17 protein-coding genes and 2 pseudogenes are annotated in these 18066 nt (G+C 51.7%); 11 read left to right on the top strand and 8 right to left on the bottom strand.

Annotation, left to right across the window (positions count from 1 at the left end; all coding sequences use genetic code 11):
• Positions 1 to 88: 88 nt before the first annotated feature.
• Positions 89 to 799 carry an MBL fold metallo-hydrolase gene (locus G614_RS0111445; RefSeq protein ID WP_027642049.1) on the bottom strand — a complete coding sequence of 237 codons (711 nt, stop codon included), beginning with the start codon at positions 797 to 799 and terminating at the stop codon, positions 89 to 91.
• Between the two features lie 311 nt (positions 800 to 1110).
• Between G614_RS0111445 and G614_RS29920 the strand changes: the two are divergent.
• Positions 1111 to 1419, top strand: a pseudogene (locus G614_RS29920) (cation:dicarboxylate symporter family transporter); the annotation flags it as partial.
• A gap of 11 nt (positions 1420 to 1430) precedes the next feature.
• On the opposite strand, the gene G614_RS0111435 reads toward G614_RS29920, so the two are convergent.
• From G614_RS0111435 to G614_RS0111405, 7 genes are all read right to left on the bottom strand, one after another.
• The gene (locus G614_RS0111435; RefSeq protein WP_027642048.1) at positions 1431 to 2999 is read right to left on the bottom strand and encodes an AAA family ATPase; all 1569 of its coding nucleotides are present in this window, start codon (positions 2997 to 2999) and stop codon (positions 1431 to 1433) included.
• A gap of 44 nt (positions 3000 to 3043) precedes the next feature.
• On the bottom strand, positions 3044 to 4522 hold the full coding sequence (locus G614_RS0111430) for a VWA-like domain-containing protein (RefSeq protein ID WP_027642047.1): 1479 nt from the start codon (positions 4520 to 4522) through the stop codon (positions 3044 to 3046).
• Complete coding sequence (locus G614_RS0111425) at positions 4519 to 4968, bottom strand: DUF3783 domain-containing protein (RefSeq protein ID WP_027642046.1); 450 nt, start codon at positions 4966 to 4968, stop codon at positions 4519 to 4521. Before G614_RS0111425 ends, G614_RS0111430 begins: the two co-directional genes overlap by 4 nt.
• Before the next feature lie 92 nt (positions 4969 to 5060).
• Complete coding sequence (gene dtd, locus G614_RS0111420) at positions 5061 to 5516, bottom strand: D-aminoacyl-tRNA deacylase (protein WP_027642045.1); 456 nt, start codon at positions 5514 to 5516, stop codon at positions 5061 to 5063.
• Positions 5517 to 5532: 16 nt separating this feature from the next.
• On the bottom strand, positions 5533 to 7335 hold the full coding sequence (locus tag G614_RS0111415; protein WP_027642044.1) for a glycerophosphodiester phosphodiesterase: 1803 nt from the start codon (positions 7333 to 7335) through the stop codon (positions 5533 to 5535).
• The gene (locus G614_RS0111410) at positions 7336 to 7995 is read right to left on the bottom strand and encodes a GTP pyrophosphokinase (protein WP_027642043.1); all 660 of its coding nucleotides are present in this window, start codon (positions 7993 to 7995) and stop codon (positions 7336 to 7338) included. It abuts the gene before it with no gap.
• 23 nt (positions 7996 to 8018) lie between these two features.
• The gene (locus tag G614_RS0111405) at positions 8019 to 8795 is read right to left on the bottom strand and encodes a S1 RNA-binding domain-containing protein (RefSeq protein WP_027642042.1); all 777 of its coding nucleotides are present in this window, start codon (positions 8793 to 8795) and stop codon (positions 8019 to 8021) included.
• A 212-nt stretch (positions 8796 to 9007) separates the two neighbouring features.
• Here G614_RS0111405 and G614_RS0111400 point away from each other — a divergent pair, with 212 nt between their 5' ends.
• From G614_RS0111400 to G614_RS34380, 10 genes and pseudogenes are all read left to right on the top strand, one after another.
• Positions 9008 to 9817 (top strand): phosphatase, encoded by an 810-nt coding sequence (locus G614_RS0111400; RefSeq protein ID WP_027642041.1) that lies wholly within the window; start codon positions 9008 to 9010, stop codon positions 9815 to 9817.
• On the top strand, positions 9814 to 10779 hold the full coding sequence (locus tag G614_RS0111395; RefSeq protein ID WP_027642040.1) for a LysR family transcriptional regulator: 966 nt from the start codon (positions 9814 to 9816) through the stop codon (positions 10777 to 10779). Before G614_RS0111400 ends, G614_RS0111395 begins: the two co-directional genes overlap by 4 nt.
• A 145-nt stretch (positions 10780 to 10924) precedes the next feature.
• Positions 10925 to 11341 (top strand): Fur family transcriptional regulator, encoded by a 417-nt coding sequence (locus G614_RS0111390; protein ID WP_027642039.1) that lies wholly within the window; start codon positions 10925 to 10927, stop codon positions 11339 to 11341.
• A 123-nt stretch (positions 11342 to 11464) separates the two neighbouring features.
• Positions 11465 to 12010 carry an NADH peroxidase gene (locus G614_RS0111385; protein WP_027642038.1) on the top strand — a complete coding sequence of 182 codons (546 nt, stop codon included), beginning with the start codon at positions 11465 to 11467 and terminating at the stop codon, positions 12008 to 12010.
• Positions 12011 to 12243: 233 nt separating this feature from the next.
• Positions 12244 to 13761, top strand: coding sequence for an amino acid adenylation domain-containing protein (locus G614_RS0111380; protein WP_027642037.1), 1518 nt, complete (start codon positions 12244 to 12246; stop codon positions 13759 to 13761).
• Positions 13754 to 14986: an alanine racemase gene (locus G614_RS0111375; protein ID WP_027642036.1), complete on the top strand. Its 1233-nt coding sequence runs from the start codon at positions 13754 to 13756 to the stop codon at positions 14984 to 14986. Before G614_RS0111380 ends, G614_RS0111375 begins: the two co-directional genes overlap by 8 nt.
• Before the next feature lie 33 nt (positions 14987 to 15019).
• Positions 15020 to 15247 carry an acyl carrier protein gene (locus G614_RS0111370; RefSeq protein WP_002586766.1) on the top strand — a complete coding sequence of 76 codons (228 nt, stop codon included), beginning with the start codon at positions 15020 to 15022 and terminating at the stop codon, positions 15245 to 15247.
• 11 nt (positions 15248 to 15258) lie between these two features.
• The gene (locus G614_RS0111365; protein WP_027642035.1) at positions 15259 to 16842 is read left to right on the top strand and encodes an MBOAT family O-acyltransferase; all 1584 of its coding nucleotides are present in this window, start codon (positions 15259 to 15261) and stop codon (positions 16840 to 16842) included.
• Positions 16829 to 17875, top strand: coding sequence for a hypothetical protein (locus G614_RS0111360; protein ID WP_027642034.1), 1047 nt, complete (start codon positions 16829 to 16831; stop codon positions 17873 to 17875). The genes G614_RS0111365 and G614_RS0111360 overlap by 14 nt, the downstream gene beginning before the upstream one ends.
• An 84-nt stretch (positions 17876 to 17959) precedes the next feature.
• Positions 17960 to 18066: pseudogene (locus tag G614_RS34380) on the top strand (NADH peroxidase); the annotation flags it as partial.

Here is an 18066-nt window from a genome sequence, read left to right as displayed (position 1 = left end):
CCTCTCTTTATTCCATCATTTATTTCATTGGTTTCTCAGAATCTATGTCCGGGGCGTGTCTGAAAACCGTTCTCCCGCCGTCTGCCTGTCACACAAGGAATTCCTCTCCCCGCCTGTGTATCTCCCGTATCCTGTCCTTATACCCATCGGCGCAGGCCAGGGCCTTAAATCTGGCAGCCGCCTGAAAGTCCTCCCAGAAATGCATGGGGAACACCACGTCCGCCCCCACCATTCTCATAAAGTCATCCATTCCCAGGTAAAAATCCTTCTCCTGTCTCGGGTCAATGAGCATAAAGGCCACATCGATATGGCGTCCTGCCAGCTTGTCCATTTCCCGGTGAAAATTTTCACTCATCCTGCGGTTGTCCGCCTCCGGCTCACCCTCCCATACCCAATTGTTCAAATCGCCTGCATGGTAAATGGTCCTGCCCTCCAGGCTGACCAGAAAGGCCACCCCCTCGTCCGTGGACTTAAACGCCTGGATGTCCACCGGATTCCCGGCTCCGTCCTTCAGGCTCACTTCCTCCCCCGGTCCAAGGAATATGGTTCTGCCCAGAAGGTCATCCGGCACCTGCCTTGTCCAGATATCATCGGACAGCACATAGGTCACATTCCCGCGTCTTTCCTCCAAATCAAATATGGAACGGGAAAAATGGTCTCCATGCCGGTGGCTGGCAAACACAAACAGAGGCTTGCCCCTGTCTGTTTCCGGAATGTTTCCCTCAAAATAGTCAAACAGAAGTACGGCATGGTCAAGCTCCGCCATAAAACTGCTGTGATGGATATACGTTATCTTCATATCGGTCATCTCCCATCCGTTCTTATATGTCTAATAGTAACACAAACCGCAATCCCCGTATAGTTATTTTATCCCGTTTTCCATTTATATGCAGAAATGGGCAGCGCCCGCCAGTTACGCAAAACCGGAGTCCCATGATAATAAGCAGCAAAGAGGCCCCTGAGTACGGCTACCACGGCGGCGGCAGCCCTTTATTATACACTTTAGATAAAAAATCCCAAAATCTCCTCAAGCTGCTGTCATTGTTCCAAAAGACTTTGTGCCTTAAAATACAGGCATACAGGACATGAGAACGTGAAACAAAATGTTAGTACAAGGCACAGTCCACAGGAATCCAGCTGACCACCTATCAAATGGGAATGGCCATCCTGCTGTCATGTCTGATGTGCATGGGAACTATCGTTGTGCCGGGAGGTTCCGTAATCGTGTATACCTTCCTTGCCTCCTCGCTGGGACTGCCATTGGAAAGTATCGCAATACTTATTGGTATTGACTGGTTCTCAGGAATGCTCAGAACACTTATGAATGTTGGCGTTGATGTTATGGTAGCCATGCTTGTATCCAGCAAGCTGGGTGACCTGGACAGAGAAGTGTATAATGAGACGAAAGTAGCAGAGTACTGTTTTTTCCATCACAGCTTCTTCCTTATGGCCAGCTCCTGTTCATCAAAGAGCAGCTCCTTATTATACTGGTAATAACGTTCACACTCATATTCATTCAGGAACCGCACACACGCCTCGCTGGTATTCAGCTCCGTGACAAATATGACCATTTCCTGGCCGTTTCCAAAGGCTGCTTCCATAAAGTCAAAGGCGTGTTCCAGACAGCTGCCGCAATCCTCCTTCATGGCCTCATAGCAGTCGCTGTGCTCCATGAATTTCCCGCGCACCCATTCCCAGGCCTGCTCCCTGTCATCAATGGCTTCCTTTCTCATCTGCTGGGCATATTCCTCCAGCATGATTCGCACGCTCATCCACAGGCGGTCCTCCCGCCTTCCTGACAGTCCGCTTTTCTTCCTGTGGAGACGCTCCTTCTCCAGCTCCTGAGCCAGGTACTCAAGAACCATGGCAGGCGCTCCGGATTTATCCGGCATTTCAGCCTGTTCCGGCATTTCGGCCTGTTCCGGCATCACGCCGTTCACAGACTTTTCCGCCCTGCCTGCCATCTCCTGGCGGTATCTCTTAAGCTGCTCCATCAGAAGTTCCATGAAAGCATTCTTATCCCACAGTTTCCTAAACCCTTCGGCCAGCTTGGACAAAAGCAGGCCTGTAACACTGAGACGCTCATCAAAGGGCGCCCTGGCTACCCGGTCGCACAGCTCCTCCCGTATGTTGCCCCGCAAAATCTCATCCACCTGATATTCATTCTGATATTTATAATACAGTTCCAGATAATTGGCAAAATCCTTTGCGATTCTGGGATGCTGAATATACTGGCTGATCACATCCCTGTCAGCCCTTTTGTCCAGCCTCTCATAGACAAGGATCAACTGGGATAAGTCCTCCCAGCCCCTTGGGGTGGCGAACAGTTTTCCGTCTACCGTTGTCTCTATCTGGCAAAAATTCTGTCCCTTGATGCTGAGATAGGAGATAATGGCCGGATGGATATTCTCAGCATATGCATACTCCTTCCACACCCCCAAATCCGGCTCCACGTCAATCCGCTTAATCCGGTCCAGGGTGACCACATCGAATTCCCTCACAGACTTGTTATACTCCGGCGGGTTGCCGGCAGCAGCGATAATCCAGCCCTCCGGTATCTTATGGCTTCCAAAGGTCTTGCACTGGAGAAACTGCAGCATAGTCGGAGCCAGGGTTTCGGATACGCAGTTGATTTCATCGATAAAGAGAATCCCTTCCTTAAGTCCTGTTTCCTCCATCCGGTCATAGATGGAAGCCACAATCTCACTCATGGTGTACTCCGTCACCGCATACTCCCTGTCTCCATAGGTCTTTTTCTCGATGAAGGGAAGGCCCACCGCGCTCTGTCTGGTGTGATGGGTGATGGTATAGGATATCAGGCCAATCCTGCATTCCCTGGATATCTGCTCCATTATCTGGGTCTTTCCCACTCCGGGAGGACCGATAAGCAGCACCGGCCTCTGCCGTATGGATGGTATGACGTACTCCCCATTCTCATCCTTTAAAAGGTAAGCTTCAATGGTATCCTTTATCTCTTCCTTAGCCCGCTTAATATTCATATCCTGTTCTCCTGCTCTGTGGGATAATCAATGCATCCCTGTTTCTATTGTCCATGTCCGTTCCTGCTGTCCCGGTCTGCCTCCATTTCCCCATTCCTGTTTCCCGTTCGGTACTCCATGAGCTGTTCCTCCTCCAGCACCACTTTCATAGCCCAGGGAGGCACGGATTCATCGGAAAACATATTCTCGATGAACACAAAGGCCGTGTCGTAGGAAGGGGCCTGAACCGGATAGATTCCCTTGCCGTCCGTGAAATAAATAAGCCCCTTGAGGGAGGCTGCCTGACGGCTTTTCTTAAGCCCGTTCACATATTCAAATGCCGGTCTGAAATCCGTTCCCCCCCTTCCTCTAATCTCGAAATCATTCATATAAGCCTTCAGTTCCTCCTGGCTTGTGACCAGCACGTCTGACTGCACCGCATCATCACACTGTATGATGTGTAAATGGACCTTCTTAAAATAACTCTCAGTCTCAGACAGCACGTCGTAAGTCTCTTCCAGGAACCGCCTCACCAGCTCCCCGGAACAGGACATGGACGTATCGATGACAATGGCAAAATCCTCCACCCGGTAAACCTCTCTGGACTCCAGGGGCTCGATGAGGGGCATATTGCCGTAGAGGGACAGGCCGTAGGTATAAAATGCATAGTCAAATGAATCCGGGTCCACCTGCATTTCTTCCTTCAGAACCGCAAACTTTTGCAGGAACCGGCTGTAGTCGTATCTCTCCCGGTTTTCCACCCGCACTTCCTCCAGCAGGCTCCGGTTGTCCTCAGACGCATCCTTTGAACCGGTTTCCAGCTCCGTCTGCATCTTTTCCCGGTTATCATTCCATTGGTTCTGCCTGGACCGGGCGATTTTGGGGCTGTCCTCCTGCTCCCACAGATCATGGCTGTCCACAAAGAATTCCGCCTTCAGCATGTCCAGGCGGCGTTCAGGAAGTTCCATCTCCAAAAGGGCTCTGTAAATCCGCTCCGCTGTCAGGACCGGCGTGACGGCAGAATCACTGCGGCCTGCTTTCCCTTCCGCCGCACTCCCCTTCGCTGCTTTCCCTACCGCTGTTTTTCCTGCCGGCCCTTTTTCCGCCAGAGCCTTCTCAAGTCTGATATATATCTCTCTCCTAAGGGCGCTCCTTGGCACATAGACACATTTCTGGTATAGTCCGTCAATGACGTACTCCATGGCAATGTCGCAGGACAGATCCCAGTATCCCTTATCCCTGTCCTTCCGTGTATACATATGGCAGAACAGACAGTGGAACAGCATATGGAGATACCCGCGGTTTACCAGCGTCCTCCCCCTTTTATACAGGCCCAGCAGATAATCCGGCCCATAGTAAATCAGATGCCCGTCCGTCCCCAGTCCCTCTCTTGCCCAGTCAGCCTCAAAGCCCAGACTGCTGAGGGACACATCCAGAAACTTCATGTTCACATACAGCTCACTTCTGGCCTGGCAGAGAATCCTGGCACACAATGTCACCTGGTCCAGTTCCTCCAGCTGCCTTTTCCTGGTAGGGTCTGTCATGACTGCTGCCCTGCTGTCATGGTCTCGTGTTCTTCCTTTAATTCCTGGTACAGATGGTAGAAGGTCCAGTCACTGTTATGTTCTGTCAGCACTGCCTTCAGGGCAATCCTGGGCACACCGGCCCTGCGCAGTCCTGACAGCAGCATGTCCAGTCTCTGGCCTGAGAACTGTTTTAATACCATGACCTCCTCCGGTATGACCGGAAGCTCACCCGGCCCTGCCCCGGTCCCTTCCGCCCCGGTTCCTTCCGCCCCGGCACTGCTTCCCGCAGCCTCATAGCCATCCATCCCGGCAAGATATCCAACCTTTTCCAGGACCTGTTCCGGTCCTATATTCTTTATGCGCACGCCCATGCGGACCAGCACGCTCTTCATCATAGCCACATGCTTCACTGTCTCCGGTCTGCCCGGATTGTAGTACAGCACAGTCTCCGTCATCTTTGCCATGTCCTGCCATCTCCTTTCAACAGGGCCTGTTTACAGCCCCTTACCGCACTATGTTATGCGCCGCGTTCCCGCCGCCGCGTTCTTCCCACTGCCTACTCGCCGAACAGCTCCTGGCTGTCAAGCATCAGGGTAAAGGGTCCGTCATTGAGAAGCTCCACCTTCATGTCTGCTCCAAACCGCCCCTTTTCCACCACATCCACATGGTCCCTGCACCGCTCCATGAAATGCTTGTACAGGGACTCCGCCATCTGGGGCGCGCCTGCCTTTATAAAGCTGGGCCTGTTTCCCTTGCGGCAGTCCGCGTACAGGGTAAACTGGCTGACCACCAGAAGTTCCCCCTCCACATCCTCCAGTGATAGGTTAGTTTTTCCATTTTCATCCTCAAATATCCGCAGACGGCAAATCTTATCCGCCATCTTCTCAGCCATCTGCCTGGTGTCTCCGTCGGCCACTCCCAAAAGGATTAGGAAACCTTTTCCAATCCTTCCCAACAATTCTCCGTCCACAGTCACGCTGGCCTGCGTCACCCGCTGTACCACTGCTCTCATATGCTTTTATCTCCTTTTATCTCAGCATCATTTTCAGATATTCCATAAGCGTCTCGGTGGTTTCCTCACTGTAGAGTATCTCCCTGGCCCGCACCGGATAATCCGTGATGATATTGTCCACGCCTAACAGTTTCATTTGTTCTATCTCAGTCTTGCTGTTCACGGTCCACACATGGACCGCCTTGCCCTTTTCATGGGCTGCTTCCACCAGTTTCCTGCCCACAAAGCTGGAACGGATGCTGATGAAGTCAATATACTCATTGTCGTAATACGTTCCGTAGGCAGCCGCCAGGATGTATCCTGTCCTCAGCTCAGGAGCCATCTCCTTCACCCGCTCCAGATATCCCAGCTTAACCGAAGTGATGACACACTGGTCCTCCATTCCATATTCCCGGACCAGGGCAGCCACCTGCTCCGGCAGACTGGAATCATTGCCTATATTCTTAAGCTCAATATTCAGCTTCATGCGGCCCTTGCAGGCTTCCAGCACTTCCTCCAGGGTGGGTATACGCTCCCCGGCAAACTTCGGGCTGAAATGACTTCCCACATCCAGGCGGCTTACCTGGTCATAGGTCATGGTTCCCAGCCGGCGGTCCACCCCTGCCACCCGCTTAAGGTTCAGGTCGTGGCATACCACCACGATGCCGTCCGCAGTTGTCTGTACATCAATCTCACTGTAATCCGCCATCTCTTCCATGGCCGCCTCAATGGCCGCCATGGTATTCTCCGGGGCCATCCGGGAACTTCCCCTGTGGGCCGTCACCTCTGTCTGCCCCAGCACATCCCAGTCAGGAGATGTACCGTTATATACCATATCGAATATGAGAAACAAACTGGCTCCTGCCAGCGCCCCTGTTATGGTCAGTATCCATTTTCTCTTAAAATGCAGCTCATAGGGCATGGTAAAATCCCAGGGCGCCGCATGGGCATTTTTCATGCCATACTGGTAATATATCACGGTCAGGGCCCCAAAGTCCACCAGGGGAGCCAATATTCCTCCTATGAACAGCACCACCAGCTCCAGTCTGGTGCACACGGCTGACAGAACAGCCATGGCCGCATAGCTGTCCACAAACAGGGTGACTATCACGGCGGATACCACCACAATGACCAAATGCATGAGAACCAGACCCACGGCCAGCCCCAGATTCACAACCAACAGCAGGACCACCGCCCTGAGGCTGCGTCCCTTTAAAAGCTCCATGCTCCTTCTGAAACCGTCGTTAAACTGCTTCTGCTCAATCATGCAGGCAAAGAACACCAGCATGGTAGGTATCCCTATGAGCACCAGGGCAGCCACCAGCATCACCAGGCCCAGCCGGGCAGCCGGCGAATGCAGGATTTCATACATGACAAAATTAAGAGGCTTTATCCTTGTGAGAATCCTAAGCAGCAGATAGCTGTTCATCATCACATAATCAGCCAGAGCCAGGGGCAGAAGCTTCCAGTTCCTCCCCTTGCACGCATCCCATGCCTTGCCCAGCGCGCCCTTTAAAATGTAGACGGAATCCACCCGCATGGAATAGGCCGCAGCCTGATAGGCAGTGATAAGACCCCCGATTTCCACCACCATGAGCACCATCCCCAGGGCCGCCGCTGCCAGGGCGCAGACAATGGTTGCCGGGCGCAGAAGAAAGGCCCCCATATTACTCATAGTCAGATAACTGTATCCTGCCATGCGCAACGAGAACCTGAGGAGCTGGTTTACCAGCCTGATATAGAATGTACCTGCAACCAGCCGGAACAATACTTCAAAAATTGCCAGCTGGCGCAGGTTCAGTTTAATTACCTGGTCTGTTTCTTTTATCCATCGGTTCACTTAAGATTCTTCCGACCTTTCTTTCTGCTCCCTGGCAAATGCCGTGATGGCCTCGTTAAGTGAAAACATCTTGGCATCCAGCATATCCACCATATCGGCGCAGGCCTTTAGTTCCTTCAGCAGGTTCTCCGGGGCATTGCCCTCGAACTTATACGCAATCTTATGCTCCAGACTGGCCCAGAAATCCATGGCAACGGAACGTATTTGAATCTCCACCTTGGTCTCCACCGGTCCATCCGTGAGATAGACCGGCACAGTTACTACCATATGATAACTCTTGTATCCGTTAGGCTTGGGGTTCTTGATATAGTCCTTTACATGAAGGACAGTCACGTCCCCCTGAGCCGCTATCATGTCGGCTATCTGATAGATATCCGACGTGAACGAACATATAATCCTGATACCCGCGATATCGCTGAGGCACTCCATCATATTCTCAATGGTCACCTCATATCCGTCCTTCTTAAGCTTCATGACAATGCTTTCAGCTGTTTTCAGTCTGGATTTGATATGCTCGATAGGGTTATAATCATAACGGTTCGCAAACTCGTTGTTCAATATTTCAATCTTTGTATTGACCTTTTTTAGTGCTGAATCATAGAGAAACATCACTGAACGCCATTGGTCAACCTGGTCGTCAACTTTGGGGATATTGGTCATTCCTATCCCTCCTTACCTTAAGCCTAGAGTTTAAGCCCTTTTAACAGGTCGCCTAACCCTGTGGATACCGAACCGGTCTCCTTGTAGTCAAATGTCTCATGCTCTTCTTTGTCTGCCTGCTGTTCTGCCAGAACCTTCATGCTCAGGCTCAGCTTGCCCTCCTGTGCTGAGAGAATCTTTACCTTCACGGTCTGTCCCTCGGTCAGGACTGCGCTGGGATGCTTGATTCTCTGGGTGCTGATTTGGGAAATGTGAAGCAGTCCATCCACGCCGTCGTCCAGCTTAATAAAAGCGCCGTATGGCTTAATACTGTCCACAGTGCCTTCCACGATATCCCCGGCCTTGAACTGAGCCATGCGCTCCTTCTTCTGCGCTTCCTTCTTCTCCTTCTCCACCTCGCGTCCGGAAAGCACCAGTCTCTTCTTCTCCGGGTCAACCGTGATGATGACGGCCTCCACATACTTGCCCTGCCAGTCCTCCAGTTTCTCCACATACTCTGTGGACAGCTGGGATGCCGGGATGAATGCCCGCACTTCCTCCAGGAATGTGACCACGCCGCCCTTCACCGCCTCGGCAATCTTAACCTTGACAACGGTCCTGTCCTCCATCATCTGAGCGAACCGGGCCCATTTCTCCCCCTCGCCGTTCTCCCCCTCGGCAATCTCGATGTGTCTCCGGTTCAGGGTCTTATAGGAAGCCTCCAGTTCGGCCGCATAATCCTCCATGGTCTCCACGGGTGCAGCCTCCTTTACCTCTTCCGTCACTTCATTCTCCAGCTCTTTGTTCAGTTCTTCACTCATAATTACTCTCCTCGCCTTCTGTACATTTTACCAAAATATATTCCTTACCATTATATCAACAACCCACCTAATATTTCTATAGTTTTATGACGAAAATTATACCTTTTTTATTTTTTATCCTCTTTTTACGCCTTTTCACTGTCCTGAAAATATGATATGATGCATTCAGCGGCTAAAATGTCTCAATGTACGCTAGAAAGGACCTGCATTCCATGATAGATTTACTGGACCTGCACACACATACAACGGCCAGCGGCCATGCCTATAATTCCCTTTACGAGATGGTTCACTCGGCTTCGGCCAAAGGATTGTCACTGTTTGGATGCTCCGACCATGCCCCTGCCATGCCCGGCAGCTGCCATTCCTTCCATTTCATCAATTTCAAAGTCCTGCCAAGGACCCTTTACGGCGTCAGGCTGATGATGGGCGTGGAACTGAATATTATGGATTATGGGGGAACCGTGGACCTGGAACAGAGCGTCCTGGAACCCCTGGACTATGCCATAGCCAGCCTGCACCACCCCTGTATCCACAGCGGCACGGCGCTTCAGAATACCAACGCTTACCTGGGGGCGCTTAAAAATCCCCTGATTCACATTATCGGACACCCGGATGACAGCCGTTTCCCCATAGACTATGACACACTGGTGGCTGCCGCCGGGGAACACCATAAGCTTCTGGAGGTAAACAACAGTTCCTTAAACCCCTTAAGCTTCCGCGTGGGAGCAAGGAATAATTATATAAAAATGCTGGAACTGTGCAGACACTACGGCACCAGCATCATCATAAACAGCGATGCCCACTGCGAAGCGGACGCGGGCAATCACGCCTTTGCCCACGCTCTCCTGGAGGAAGTGGACTTTCCCCGGGAGCTGGTAGTCAACACATCCCTTGACCGGCTGTGCGGCTTTCTGCCCAAAGCAGCTGCCATCCTGGCCCAGCAGGAGGATGAACGCTGCGGGCACCTGTACCGGCCCGGGACAATGAGGGAAGGGGACGCTTTGGGAGGAAATGAGTCATGATTAATTTCCTGAACCTGGAATATTTCCTGGTGGCTGCCGAGGAGCTCAATTTTACCCGGGCAGCCAGGAAGCTCTACATCTCCCAGCAGTCCCTGAGCAACCATATATCCAACCTGGAAAAGGAATTTGACGTGATTCTCTTCAACCGCACCTCCCCTCTGACTCTTACCTATGCGGGAAGGGCCTTAAAGACCAGGGCCAGGGAGCTTCTGGACCTGCGGGATGAGACCTACAAGGAAATCTCCGACATAAAGGATTTTTCCACGGGACAGCTTTCCATCGGCGTATCCCATACGCGCGGCAGGGTCATCCTGCCGGAAATCCTGCCCGCCTACCAGTCCCAGTTTCCAGGCATTGAGCTTCACCTGGCGGAAGGAAATTCCAGCCAGCTGGCCTCAGACCTGCTCCATGGGAACATCGACCTGATGATTGACCTGCTGCCCTTTACAGCGGAAAATGTGGAAACAGTTCCTATCTGTAATGAAGAGATTCTCATGGTTGTCCCGGATGAGACACTGGAAAAAGCATATCCCGGCCAGGTGGAGGAAATAAAGGAAAGGCTCCGCGCCACTTCTGATATCCGTCTTCTGGAGCACTGCCCCTTTGTACTGCTTAAAAAGGGAAACCGTGTGCGCACCATAGCGGATGAGATTTTCGAGGACGCCCAGATGAGTCCCCGGATCGTGCTGGAGACAGAAAACATTGAAACCGTGCTGGCTCTCAGCGGCAAGGGTATGGGAATCACATTTTATCCCAAGATGTTCATGTCCCCGGACCCTGCCTCCCATTCCTACCGCAGCGCGGTCCTGGAGCAGAACCACCTGAACCTGTACTCCTTGAACTACACGCGGGTCCACGGCGTCCTGGGAATAGGCTACCACAAAGGCCGCTACATGTCCCGGGCTGCCCACGAATTTATCCGCATTGCCAAAGAACGGCTGGACTATGCCCCCAAAAAATAATACTTCATACCTGATATATGTATTGGATACCCTGCCTCCTTCATAAGATGGATGCAGGGTATTTTCAGCACTTGACAGGGTATTCATCTTCTGCTAATATATATAAACAGTAACTATTATTATCTTTGCAAGAGAAGGAGATGCGATGAAAGCTCTAAAGTATAGCCGTCAGAGGGAATCCATCAAAGCCTGTCTGATGAATCGTCACGACCATCCTACGGCAGACGCCCTATACGCCAGCATCCGTGAAGAATTTCCCAATATCAGTCTGGGAACGGTTTACCGTAACCTGAATCTGCTGGCTGAGACCGGCGAGATACGAAAGCTGACCTGCGGGGACGGTGCTGTTCACTTTGATGGAGATACCCATCAGCATTACCATTTTGTGTGCAGCGAGTGTAATCAGGTTTACGACATGGAATTAGGCGCCATGGAGGACCTGAATAAGGAAGCCCAGGAGCATGCGCCAGGCATCATCGACAGCCACTGCGTACTGTTCTACGGACGGTGCAACAGCTGTTTACAAAAAAAAGTTGATAAAGCTATTGACAAACCAGCCTAAATGATTTATATTGATATCAGTAATAATTACTATTATTGATTATCAACAACACGGCGGGATGCACGGACATCCATTGTCCGGTTCCTGGCCATCATTATAAAAAGGAAAAGGAGAATATTGATTATGAAGAAATGGGTATGTACAGTCTGCGGTTATGTTTACGAGGGAGAGAATGCACCTGAGAAATGTCCACAGTGCGGAGTTCCGGCTTCCAAGTTCAAAGAGCAGGCTTCCGAAGGAATGACTTGGGCATGCGAGCATGAGGTTGGCGTGGCTCAGGGCGCTCCTGAAGATATCATGATGGATTTAAGAGCTAATTTTGAAGGCGAGTGCTCCGAGGTCGGCATGTACCTGGCTATGTCACGGGTTGCTCACAGAGAAGGCTATCCTGAGATTGGCATGTACTGGGCTAAGGCTGCTTTCGAGGAAGCAGAGCATGCCGCCAAGTTTGCCGAGCTGTTAGGCGAGGTTGTGACCTCCTCCACCAAGAAGAACCTGGAGATGAGAGTTGCCGCTGAGAACGGCGCTACCGCCGGCAAGTTTGACCTGGCTAAGAGAGCAAAGGCTCTGAACCTGGACGCAATCCATGACACCGTTCATGAGATGGCTAAGGATGAGGCCCGTCACGGCAAGGCATTTGAGGGTCTGTTAAAAAGATACTTCGGCTAATAAACAGCCGGTATCCGGCTTATGACTTTTACAGAATCAGGAGAAGATCACGCTCTTCTCCTTTTTTGCGTATGAAATCCACCGGCCCGGAATGTGTCTGGCAATTGCTGTTTTGTATTGTATCCCGCAATTGTCATAGAATCTTCATAATTAAAGCCTTGAACCCATTATCCATCTGTGCTAGACTAAGCACGAAAATGCTTGAAAAATACTTGCTGCCGGAGGTCCTATTATTGATACAGAATGTCCTTTGTTTTCTTGAAGAATCCGCAGAAGCTTATCCCCATAAAACGGCTTTTGCAGATGAACATACAAGCCTTACCTACCGCCAACTGTCAGACCTGTCCATGAGAATCGGCAGTGTTCTGGGACAGAAAACAGGCCCGCGCCGCCCTGTTCCCGTGCTGGCAGAGAAGAATGTATTTACCCTGAGTGCCTTCATGGGCATTGTCCGGGCAGGCTGTTTTTATGTTTGCCTGGACGCAGGCCAGCCTGCCGAACGTCTGAACCGGATTCTGGACACCCTGCAGGCGGACCTTATGATTGCTGATAAGGAAAGCCTTGACCTGGCCGGTCCTATCTCCTTTTCAGGCGAGATACTCCCCCTGGAGGACTTAAGGTCTCTGCCGGACGACGCTCTGAATCCCGGTCTCCTTGCATCCATCCGCAGGCAGGCCACAGATACGGATCCTCTGTACGGAATCTTTACCTCCGGCTCCACCGGCGCGCCCAAGGGTGTGGTGGTGAGCCACCGCTCCGTCATTGACTTCATCCAGCATTTTACGGACCTGTTCCATATAACACAGGATGATGTCATCGGCAACCAGGCGCCCTTTGACTTTGATGTATCTGTAAAGGACATCTACTCCGCCCTTAAGACAGGAGCTGCGCTGGAAATTATTCCCAGAAGGCTGTTTTCCATCCCCACCGGCCTTCTGGACTACCTGTGTGACAGGAAAATCACCACGGCCATCTGGGCAGTCTCCGCCCTGTGCATCATCACCACCCTGAAAGGCTTTACCTACCGCGTACCCTCCCATCTGAATAAGATTCTCTTCAGCGGGGAGGTCATGCCGGTAAAGCATCTGAACACCTGGCGCAGCTGCCTGCCAAAGGCCCTGTTTGTAAACCTGTACGGCCCCACGGAGATTACCTGCAACTGCACATACTATGTGGTGGACCGGGAATTTGAACTCGGAACCCCCATTCCCATCGGGAAGCCATTTCCCAACGAAACAGTATTTCTGCTGGATGAGAATGACAGGCTGATTACAGAACCCGGACAATACGGCGAACTCTGTGTGGCAGGAACCGCGCTGGCTCTGGGCTACTACAGGGATCCGGAACGCACTGCCATGGCCTTTGTCCAGAACCCCTTAAATCCCTGCTATCCTGAGACCATATACAGGACAGGCGACCTGGCCTGCTACGGCAGGGACGGACTTCTGTATTTCAGCGGCCGGAAGGATTTTCAAATCAAACACATGGGACACCGGATCGAGCTTGGCGAGATTGAGGCTGCACTTGAAACCGTGGAGGGTGTGGACAGGGCGGTATGCCTGTTTCTGGAAGAAAAAAATAAGATTGCGGCCTTCTATGAGGGAACCGCCGTCAAAAGGGACATCGCCATTGGCCTGGAACATCTCCTGCCGCGCTACATGTTCCCCAATTTATACAGAAACCTGACGGAACTCCCCCGTACCAAGAACGGCAAAGTGGACCGGCAGGCACTCAGGAGGCTCTATGGATAACCATATATTGCAGGAGGCTGCCCGGACATACAATACGCCGTGCTATATCTTTGATTTAGACGCGTTTATCTCACGCATCCGCCGCATGGAACAGATCCTTGGAAAACAGGTGAACATCTATTACGCCATGAAGGCCAACCCATTCCTGACAGCTGCCGCTGCCCGGGCTGCCGGCGGCCTGGAGGTCTGTTCCCCAGGAGAGTATGCCATCTGCCGCCGCGCCCGTGTGCCGGCCCAAAAAATCGTCCTCTCCGGGGTCAATAAGGAGGAAGCCCACCTCCGCTTGGTCATGACAGAGCAGGGAGCCGGCACTTACACGGCTGAATCCTTAAATCAGCTCAGGCTTTTAGAAACTTGTGCCGCCGCCGCAGGCCGTACCGGGGTCAGGGTGCTTGTGCGCCTGACCAGCGGCAACCAGTTTGGCATGGATGAGGAGGATATCCTTGCATCAATCCGTAATCGCGGCTCCTATCCCCATCTGGACCTGGCAGGCCTCCAGTACTATTCCGGAACCCAGAAAAAGGGAATGGAAAAGATAAAAAAAGAGCTGGAAAAACTGGATTCATTTCTGGATTTTGTAAGGGAACATTTGGATTTTAATTTCCGGGAGCTGGAATATGGCCCCGGATTCCAGATACCTTATTTTGAAGGACAGGAGCAGACGGACGAAGAAATTCTTTTGCGTGAATTTAAAAAAAGCCTTGATTCCCTGAATTTTAAAGGTATAATCTTTCTCGAGGCAGGCCGTTTCCTGGCCGCTCCCTGCGGCAGCTATCTGACCCGCGTGGCGGACGCGAAGCGCAGCCAGGGACAGAATTACTGCATTGTGGACGGCGGCATTAACCACGTCAACTATTATGGCCAGACCATGGCCATGAAGGTGCCTGCTTACCGGTATCTGCCCCAGGACAATCCGGCCCGGCTCCCTGCGTCCGAAGCCTCCGGTGACCGGTGGACCGTGTGCGGCTCCCTCTGCACATCGGGAGACATACTTGTAAAAAATCTTCCCCTGAGAGGCCTGATGACAGGGGATTTACTGGTATTTGACCGCATTGGCGCTTATTCCGTAACCGAGGGTATTTATCTTTTTCTGAGCCGTCAGCTTCCCGTGGTACTCACCTACACACAGAAACAGGGGCTTTCCCTGGTGCGGGATGCCTTCCCCACGGATATACTCAACGACGGCTCTGCCATGGAGATATATCAATCACAGAGCGGTTCCTAAGGATGCTCTGACACATAAAAGGAGAACAATAAAATGGATGAATTATTAGAACTGTTAGAAGACATAAAACCAACGGTGGATTTCAGGACATGCACGGGCCTGATTGATGACGGGTATCTGGATTCCTTTGATATCCTGTCCATAGTCAGCGAGCTGAACGATGCCTTTGGAATCGAGATATCTCCGGTGGACATTATTCCGGAGAATTTCAACTCTGCCCAGGCCCTCTGGGACATGGTAGAGCGCCTTAAGGACAATTAGAGAGGTACATCATGTCTTTTCTTTCAATGAAATTCCTGCTGTTTCTGGCCGCAGCAGTGGCAGGATATTATGTGATACCAGGACAGCTCCAGTGGGTATGGCTGCTCATATTCAGCTATATATTCTATCTGGCCTCCGGCCCGGCGGCGGTAGTGTTCATCCTGACCACTACCGCCACTACCTTTCTGGGCGGACTGTGTCTGGAGCACATGGACCGCGCTCTGGAGCGCGCCCTGCACTCTGACGGTACTCTCCGGCCCCTTTCCACGGACGAAAAAAAAGCATTGAAGGGGCGCAGCAAACAGCACAAGAAATGGATTGCCGCCCTGGTCCTCTTCATAAACTTCGGCATTCTGGCAGCGTTAAAATACCGCAATTTTGCCGCGGATAACATGAATCTTCTCTTCGGCACCCATTTTTCATCAGCAAAGCTTCTGCTGCCGCTGGGAATATCCTTTTATACCTTCCAGTCCATGGGATATCTCATTGATGTGTACAGAGGTAAATACGCTCCGGACCGCAACCCTTTCCGTTTTGCCCTCTTTGTCTCCTTCTTTCCCCAGATTCTGCAGGGTCCCATTGGACGGTATGACCGCCTGGCATCACAGCTCTACGGACAGAAGGGCTTCAGCCTTACCCGGATAGAGAGAGGACTTCAGCTCATGCTCTGGGGCTATTTCAAGAAAATCGTAATAGCAGACAGAGCCGCGGTGGTTGTCAGTGAAGTATTCGGCAATTACCAGTCCTACCACGGAATCCCGATAATAGCCGGCGTACTGTGCTATTCCCTTCAGCTCTACGGTGATTTCTCAGGCGGCATGGATGTAATCATGGGCGCCGCAGAGTGCTTTGGCATATCCCTGGACGCCAATTTTAAACGCCCCTATTTTGCACAGTCCATATCAGACTTCTGGCACCGCTGGCACATCACACTGGGCACCTGGATGAAGGACTATGTGTTCTATCCCTTTTCTCTTTCAAAGGGCATGAACAAATTCGGAAAATACTGCAAAAAACATTTTGGAAAGCATGTAAGCAGGGTACTGCCGGTGTGCATCGCCAATCTGCTGGTATTCTTCCTGGTAGGCGTGTGGCACGGACCTGCCTGGAAATTCATTGTCTACGGACTCTATAACGGAATCATCATTGCCGCCAGCAACCTGTTGGCCCCCATTTACGCAGGAATGGCGCGGAAACTGCATATACCGCTAGAATCCAAACCCTGGATGGCGGTCCGGATTTTAAGGACCTTCCTTCTTGTAAATATCAGCTGGTATTTTGACATGGCAGAAAGTCTGGAAGCCGCATTGACCATGATGAAGAAGACCATTACCGGATTTTCCCTGTCCGCCCTGACGGACGGCAGCCTTCTGAGGCTGGGCCTGGACCTGAAGGACTATGCGGCTCTGGTCCTTTCCTGCGCGGTCCTGTTCGCAGTCAGCCTTCTCCAGGAAAACCATGTCAACATGCGGGATACCCTGGCCGCAAAGCCACTGGCTGCCAGATGGTGCGTCTATCTGATGCTGCTCTTTTCCGTACCGCTGCTGGGCCAGATCACCATGACGGGAGGAGGTTTTATATATGCGCAGTTCTAACCAAATGGCTGACCGGTTTCACAAATGGCTCTCAAGGTGGCTGAAAGCCATCCTGTTCCTGACCCTGTGCGTATGCATCACGGCAGCTCTCAACTATGGTTTTATACCCCCAAGCTCCGTGAGAATCAATCTTCATAACCTTAGAAACGGTGAGACATACGACACAATTTTCATTGGCACCTCCCATGGACAGTATGGCATTGACCCCTTCTCCGTGGATGCTTCCTCCGGCGGCAGCTCCGTCAGTCTCTGTATGGCGGACGCCTACCCCGATGATATGTACCATATGCTGCGGCTTGCCTGTGAAACGCAGTCGCCTTCCCGCGTTGTATACGAGCTGGACCCCTCATACTGGATGAATGAACAGCGAAGCGGATCCACCCAGATTTTCTTCTATCAGGAGTTCCCTGCTTCCAGGTCCAAGGCTGCCTACTTCCTGGACAAAATCATAAATCTGGATTTCCGCTCTGCACTGGCCCCATGGAGCTACTACCGCAACCTCATAGGCCAGGTTCCGGACCATATACGCCGCAAGCAGAGCCCTTCCTATAAAAACTATGACCCTTCCGTCCTGGAAATCCCCGGAGGCCATTACGCGGGCCGGGGCTTTATCTATCGGGACCGGGTGGAGGGCGAGGATAAAGGCACCTTCAACAACATCCCCTGGGATGAGAGCCAGGTAAAGCCTAATGCGGAGCTTTATGTTAACCGCATTGCCGGGTTCTGCCGGAAAAACGGCATTGAACTGACTGTCATTACCACCCCCGTCCCCCAGGAAACCCTTGATAAGTTTGCCGGTTCCTATTCACAGTCCCACCAGTATTTCAAGGACCTCTTAGAAGGCTGGGGCCTGGAATATTATAACTTCAACTATATGAAGCCGGATCTTATGGACCGCAGTATGGAGGGGTACTGGGACTACGACGGCCACATGGACGGCATCAAGGCTCAGGAATTCAGTACCCTGTTAGGCCGCTTCCTGGGCAGCCTGGACCAGGGCAATTTAAAATACGGTGACTATTTTATTAACTGAACACACATCATGATATTAATTTTCTCAAATATCTATTGACAAATACCTTTAAGTAGTATATATTAATATCAGTAACAATTACTATTATTGATGAGGGTTGCCGCTGAGAACGGCGCTACCGCCGGCAAGTTTGACCTGGCTAAGAGAGCAAAGGCTCTGAACCTGGACGCAATCCATGACACCGTTCATGA

This window comes from [Clostridium] clostridioforme AGR2157 (assembly GCF_000424325.1).
GTDB classification, from domain to species: Bacteria; Bacillota; Clostridia; order Lachnospirales; family Lachnospiraceae; genus Enterocloster; species Enterocloster clostridioformis_A.
The sequence above is the reverse complement of the archived record's forward strand: the minus strand, read 5'-3'. Positions and strand labels throughout refer to the sequence as shown.

Bases quoted from the DNA above. Each gene is read 5' to 3' on its own strand.
- G614_RS0111445 (WP_027642049.1), bottom strand. From the start codon at position 799: ATGAAGATAACGTATATCCATCACAGCAGTTTTATGGCGGAGCTTGAC.
- G614_RS0111435 (WP_027642048.1), bottom strand. From the start codon at position 2,999: ATGAATATTAAGCGGGCTAAGGAAGAGATAAAGGATACCATTGAAGCT.
- G614_RS0111430 (WP_027642047.1), bottom strand. From the start codon at position 4,522: ATGACAGACCCTACCAGGAAAAGGCAGCTGGAGGAACTGGACCAGGTG.
- G614_RS0111425 (WP_027642046.1), bottom strand. From the start codon at position 4,968: ATGGCAAAGATGACGGAGACTGTGCTGTACTACAATCCGGGCAGACCG.
- dtd (WP_027642045.1), bottom strand. From the start codon at position 5,516: ATGAGAGCAGTGGTACAGCGGGTGACGCAGGCCAGCGTGACTGTGGAC.
- G614_RS0111410 (WP_027642043.1), bottom strand. From the start codon at position 7,995: ATGACCAATATCCCCAAAGTTGACGACCAGGTTGACCAATGGCGTTCA.
- G614_RS0111405 (WP_027642042.1), bottom strand. From the start codon at position 8,795: ATGAGTGAAGAACTGAACAAAGAGCTGGAGAATGAAGTGACGGAAGAG.
- G614_RS0111400 (WP_027642041.1), top strand. From the start codon at position 9,008: ATGATAGATTTACTGGACCTGCACACACATACAACGGCCAGCGGCCAT.
- G614_RS0111395 (WP_027642040.1), top strand. From the start codon at position 9,814: ATGATTAATTTCCTGAACCTGGAATATTTCCTGGTGGCTGCCGAGGAG.
- G614_RS0111390 (WP_027642039.1), top strand. From the start codon at position 10,925: ATGAAAGCTCTAAAGTATAGCCGTCAGAGGGAATCCATCAAAGCCTGT.
- G614_RS0111385 (WP_027642038.1), top strand. From the start codon at position 11,465: ATGAAGAAATGGGTATGTACAGTCTGCGGTTATGTTTACGAGGGAGAG.
- G614_RS0111375 (WP_027642036.1), top strand. From the start codon at position 13,754: ATGGATAACCATATATTGCAGGAGGCTGCCCGGACATACAATACGCCG.
- G614_RS0111370 (WP_002586766.1), top strand. From the start codon at position 15,020: ATGGATGAATTATTAGAACTGTTAGAAGACATAAAACCAACGGTGGAT.
- G614_RS0111365 (WP_027642035.1), top strand. From the start codon at position 15,259: ATGTCTTTTCTTTCAATGAAATTCCTGCTGTTTCTGGCCGCAGCAGTG.
- G614_RS0111360 (WP_027642034.1), top strand. From the start codon at position 16,829: ATGCGCAGTTCTAACCAAATGGCTGACCGGTTTCACAAATGGCTCTCA.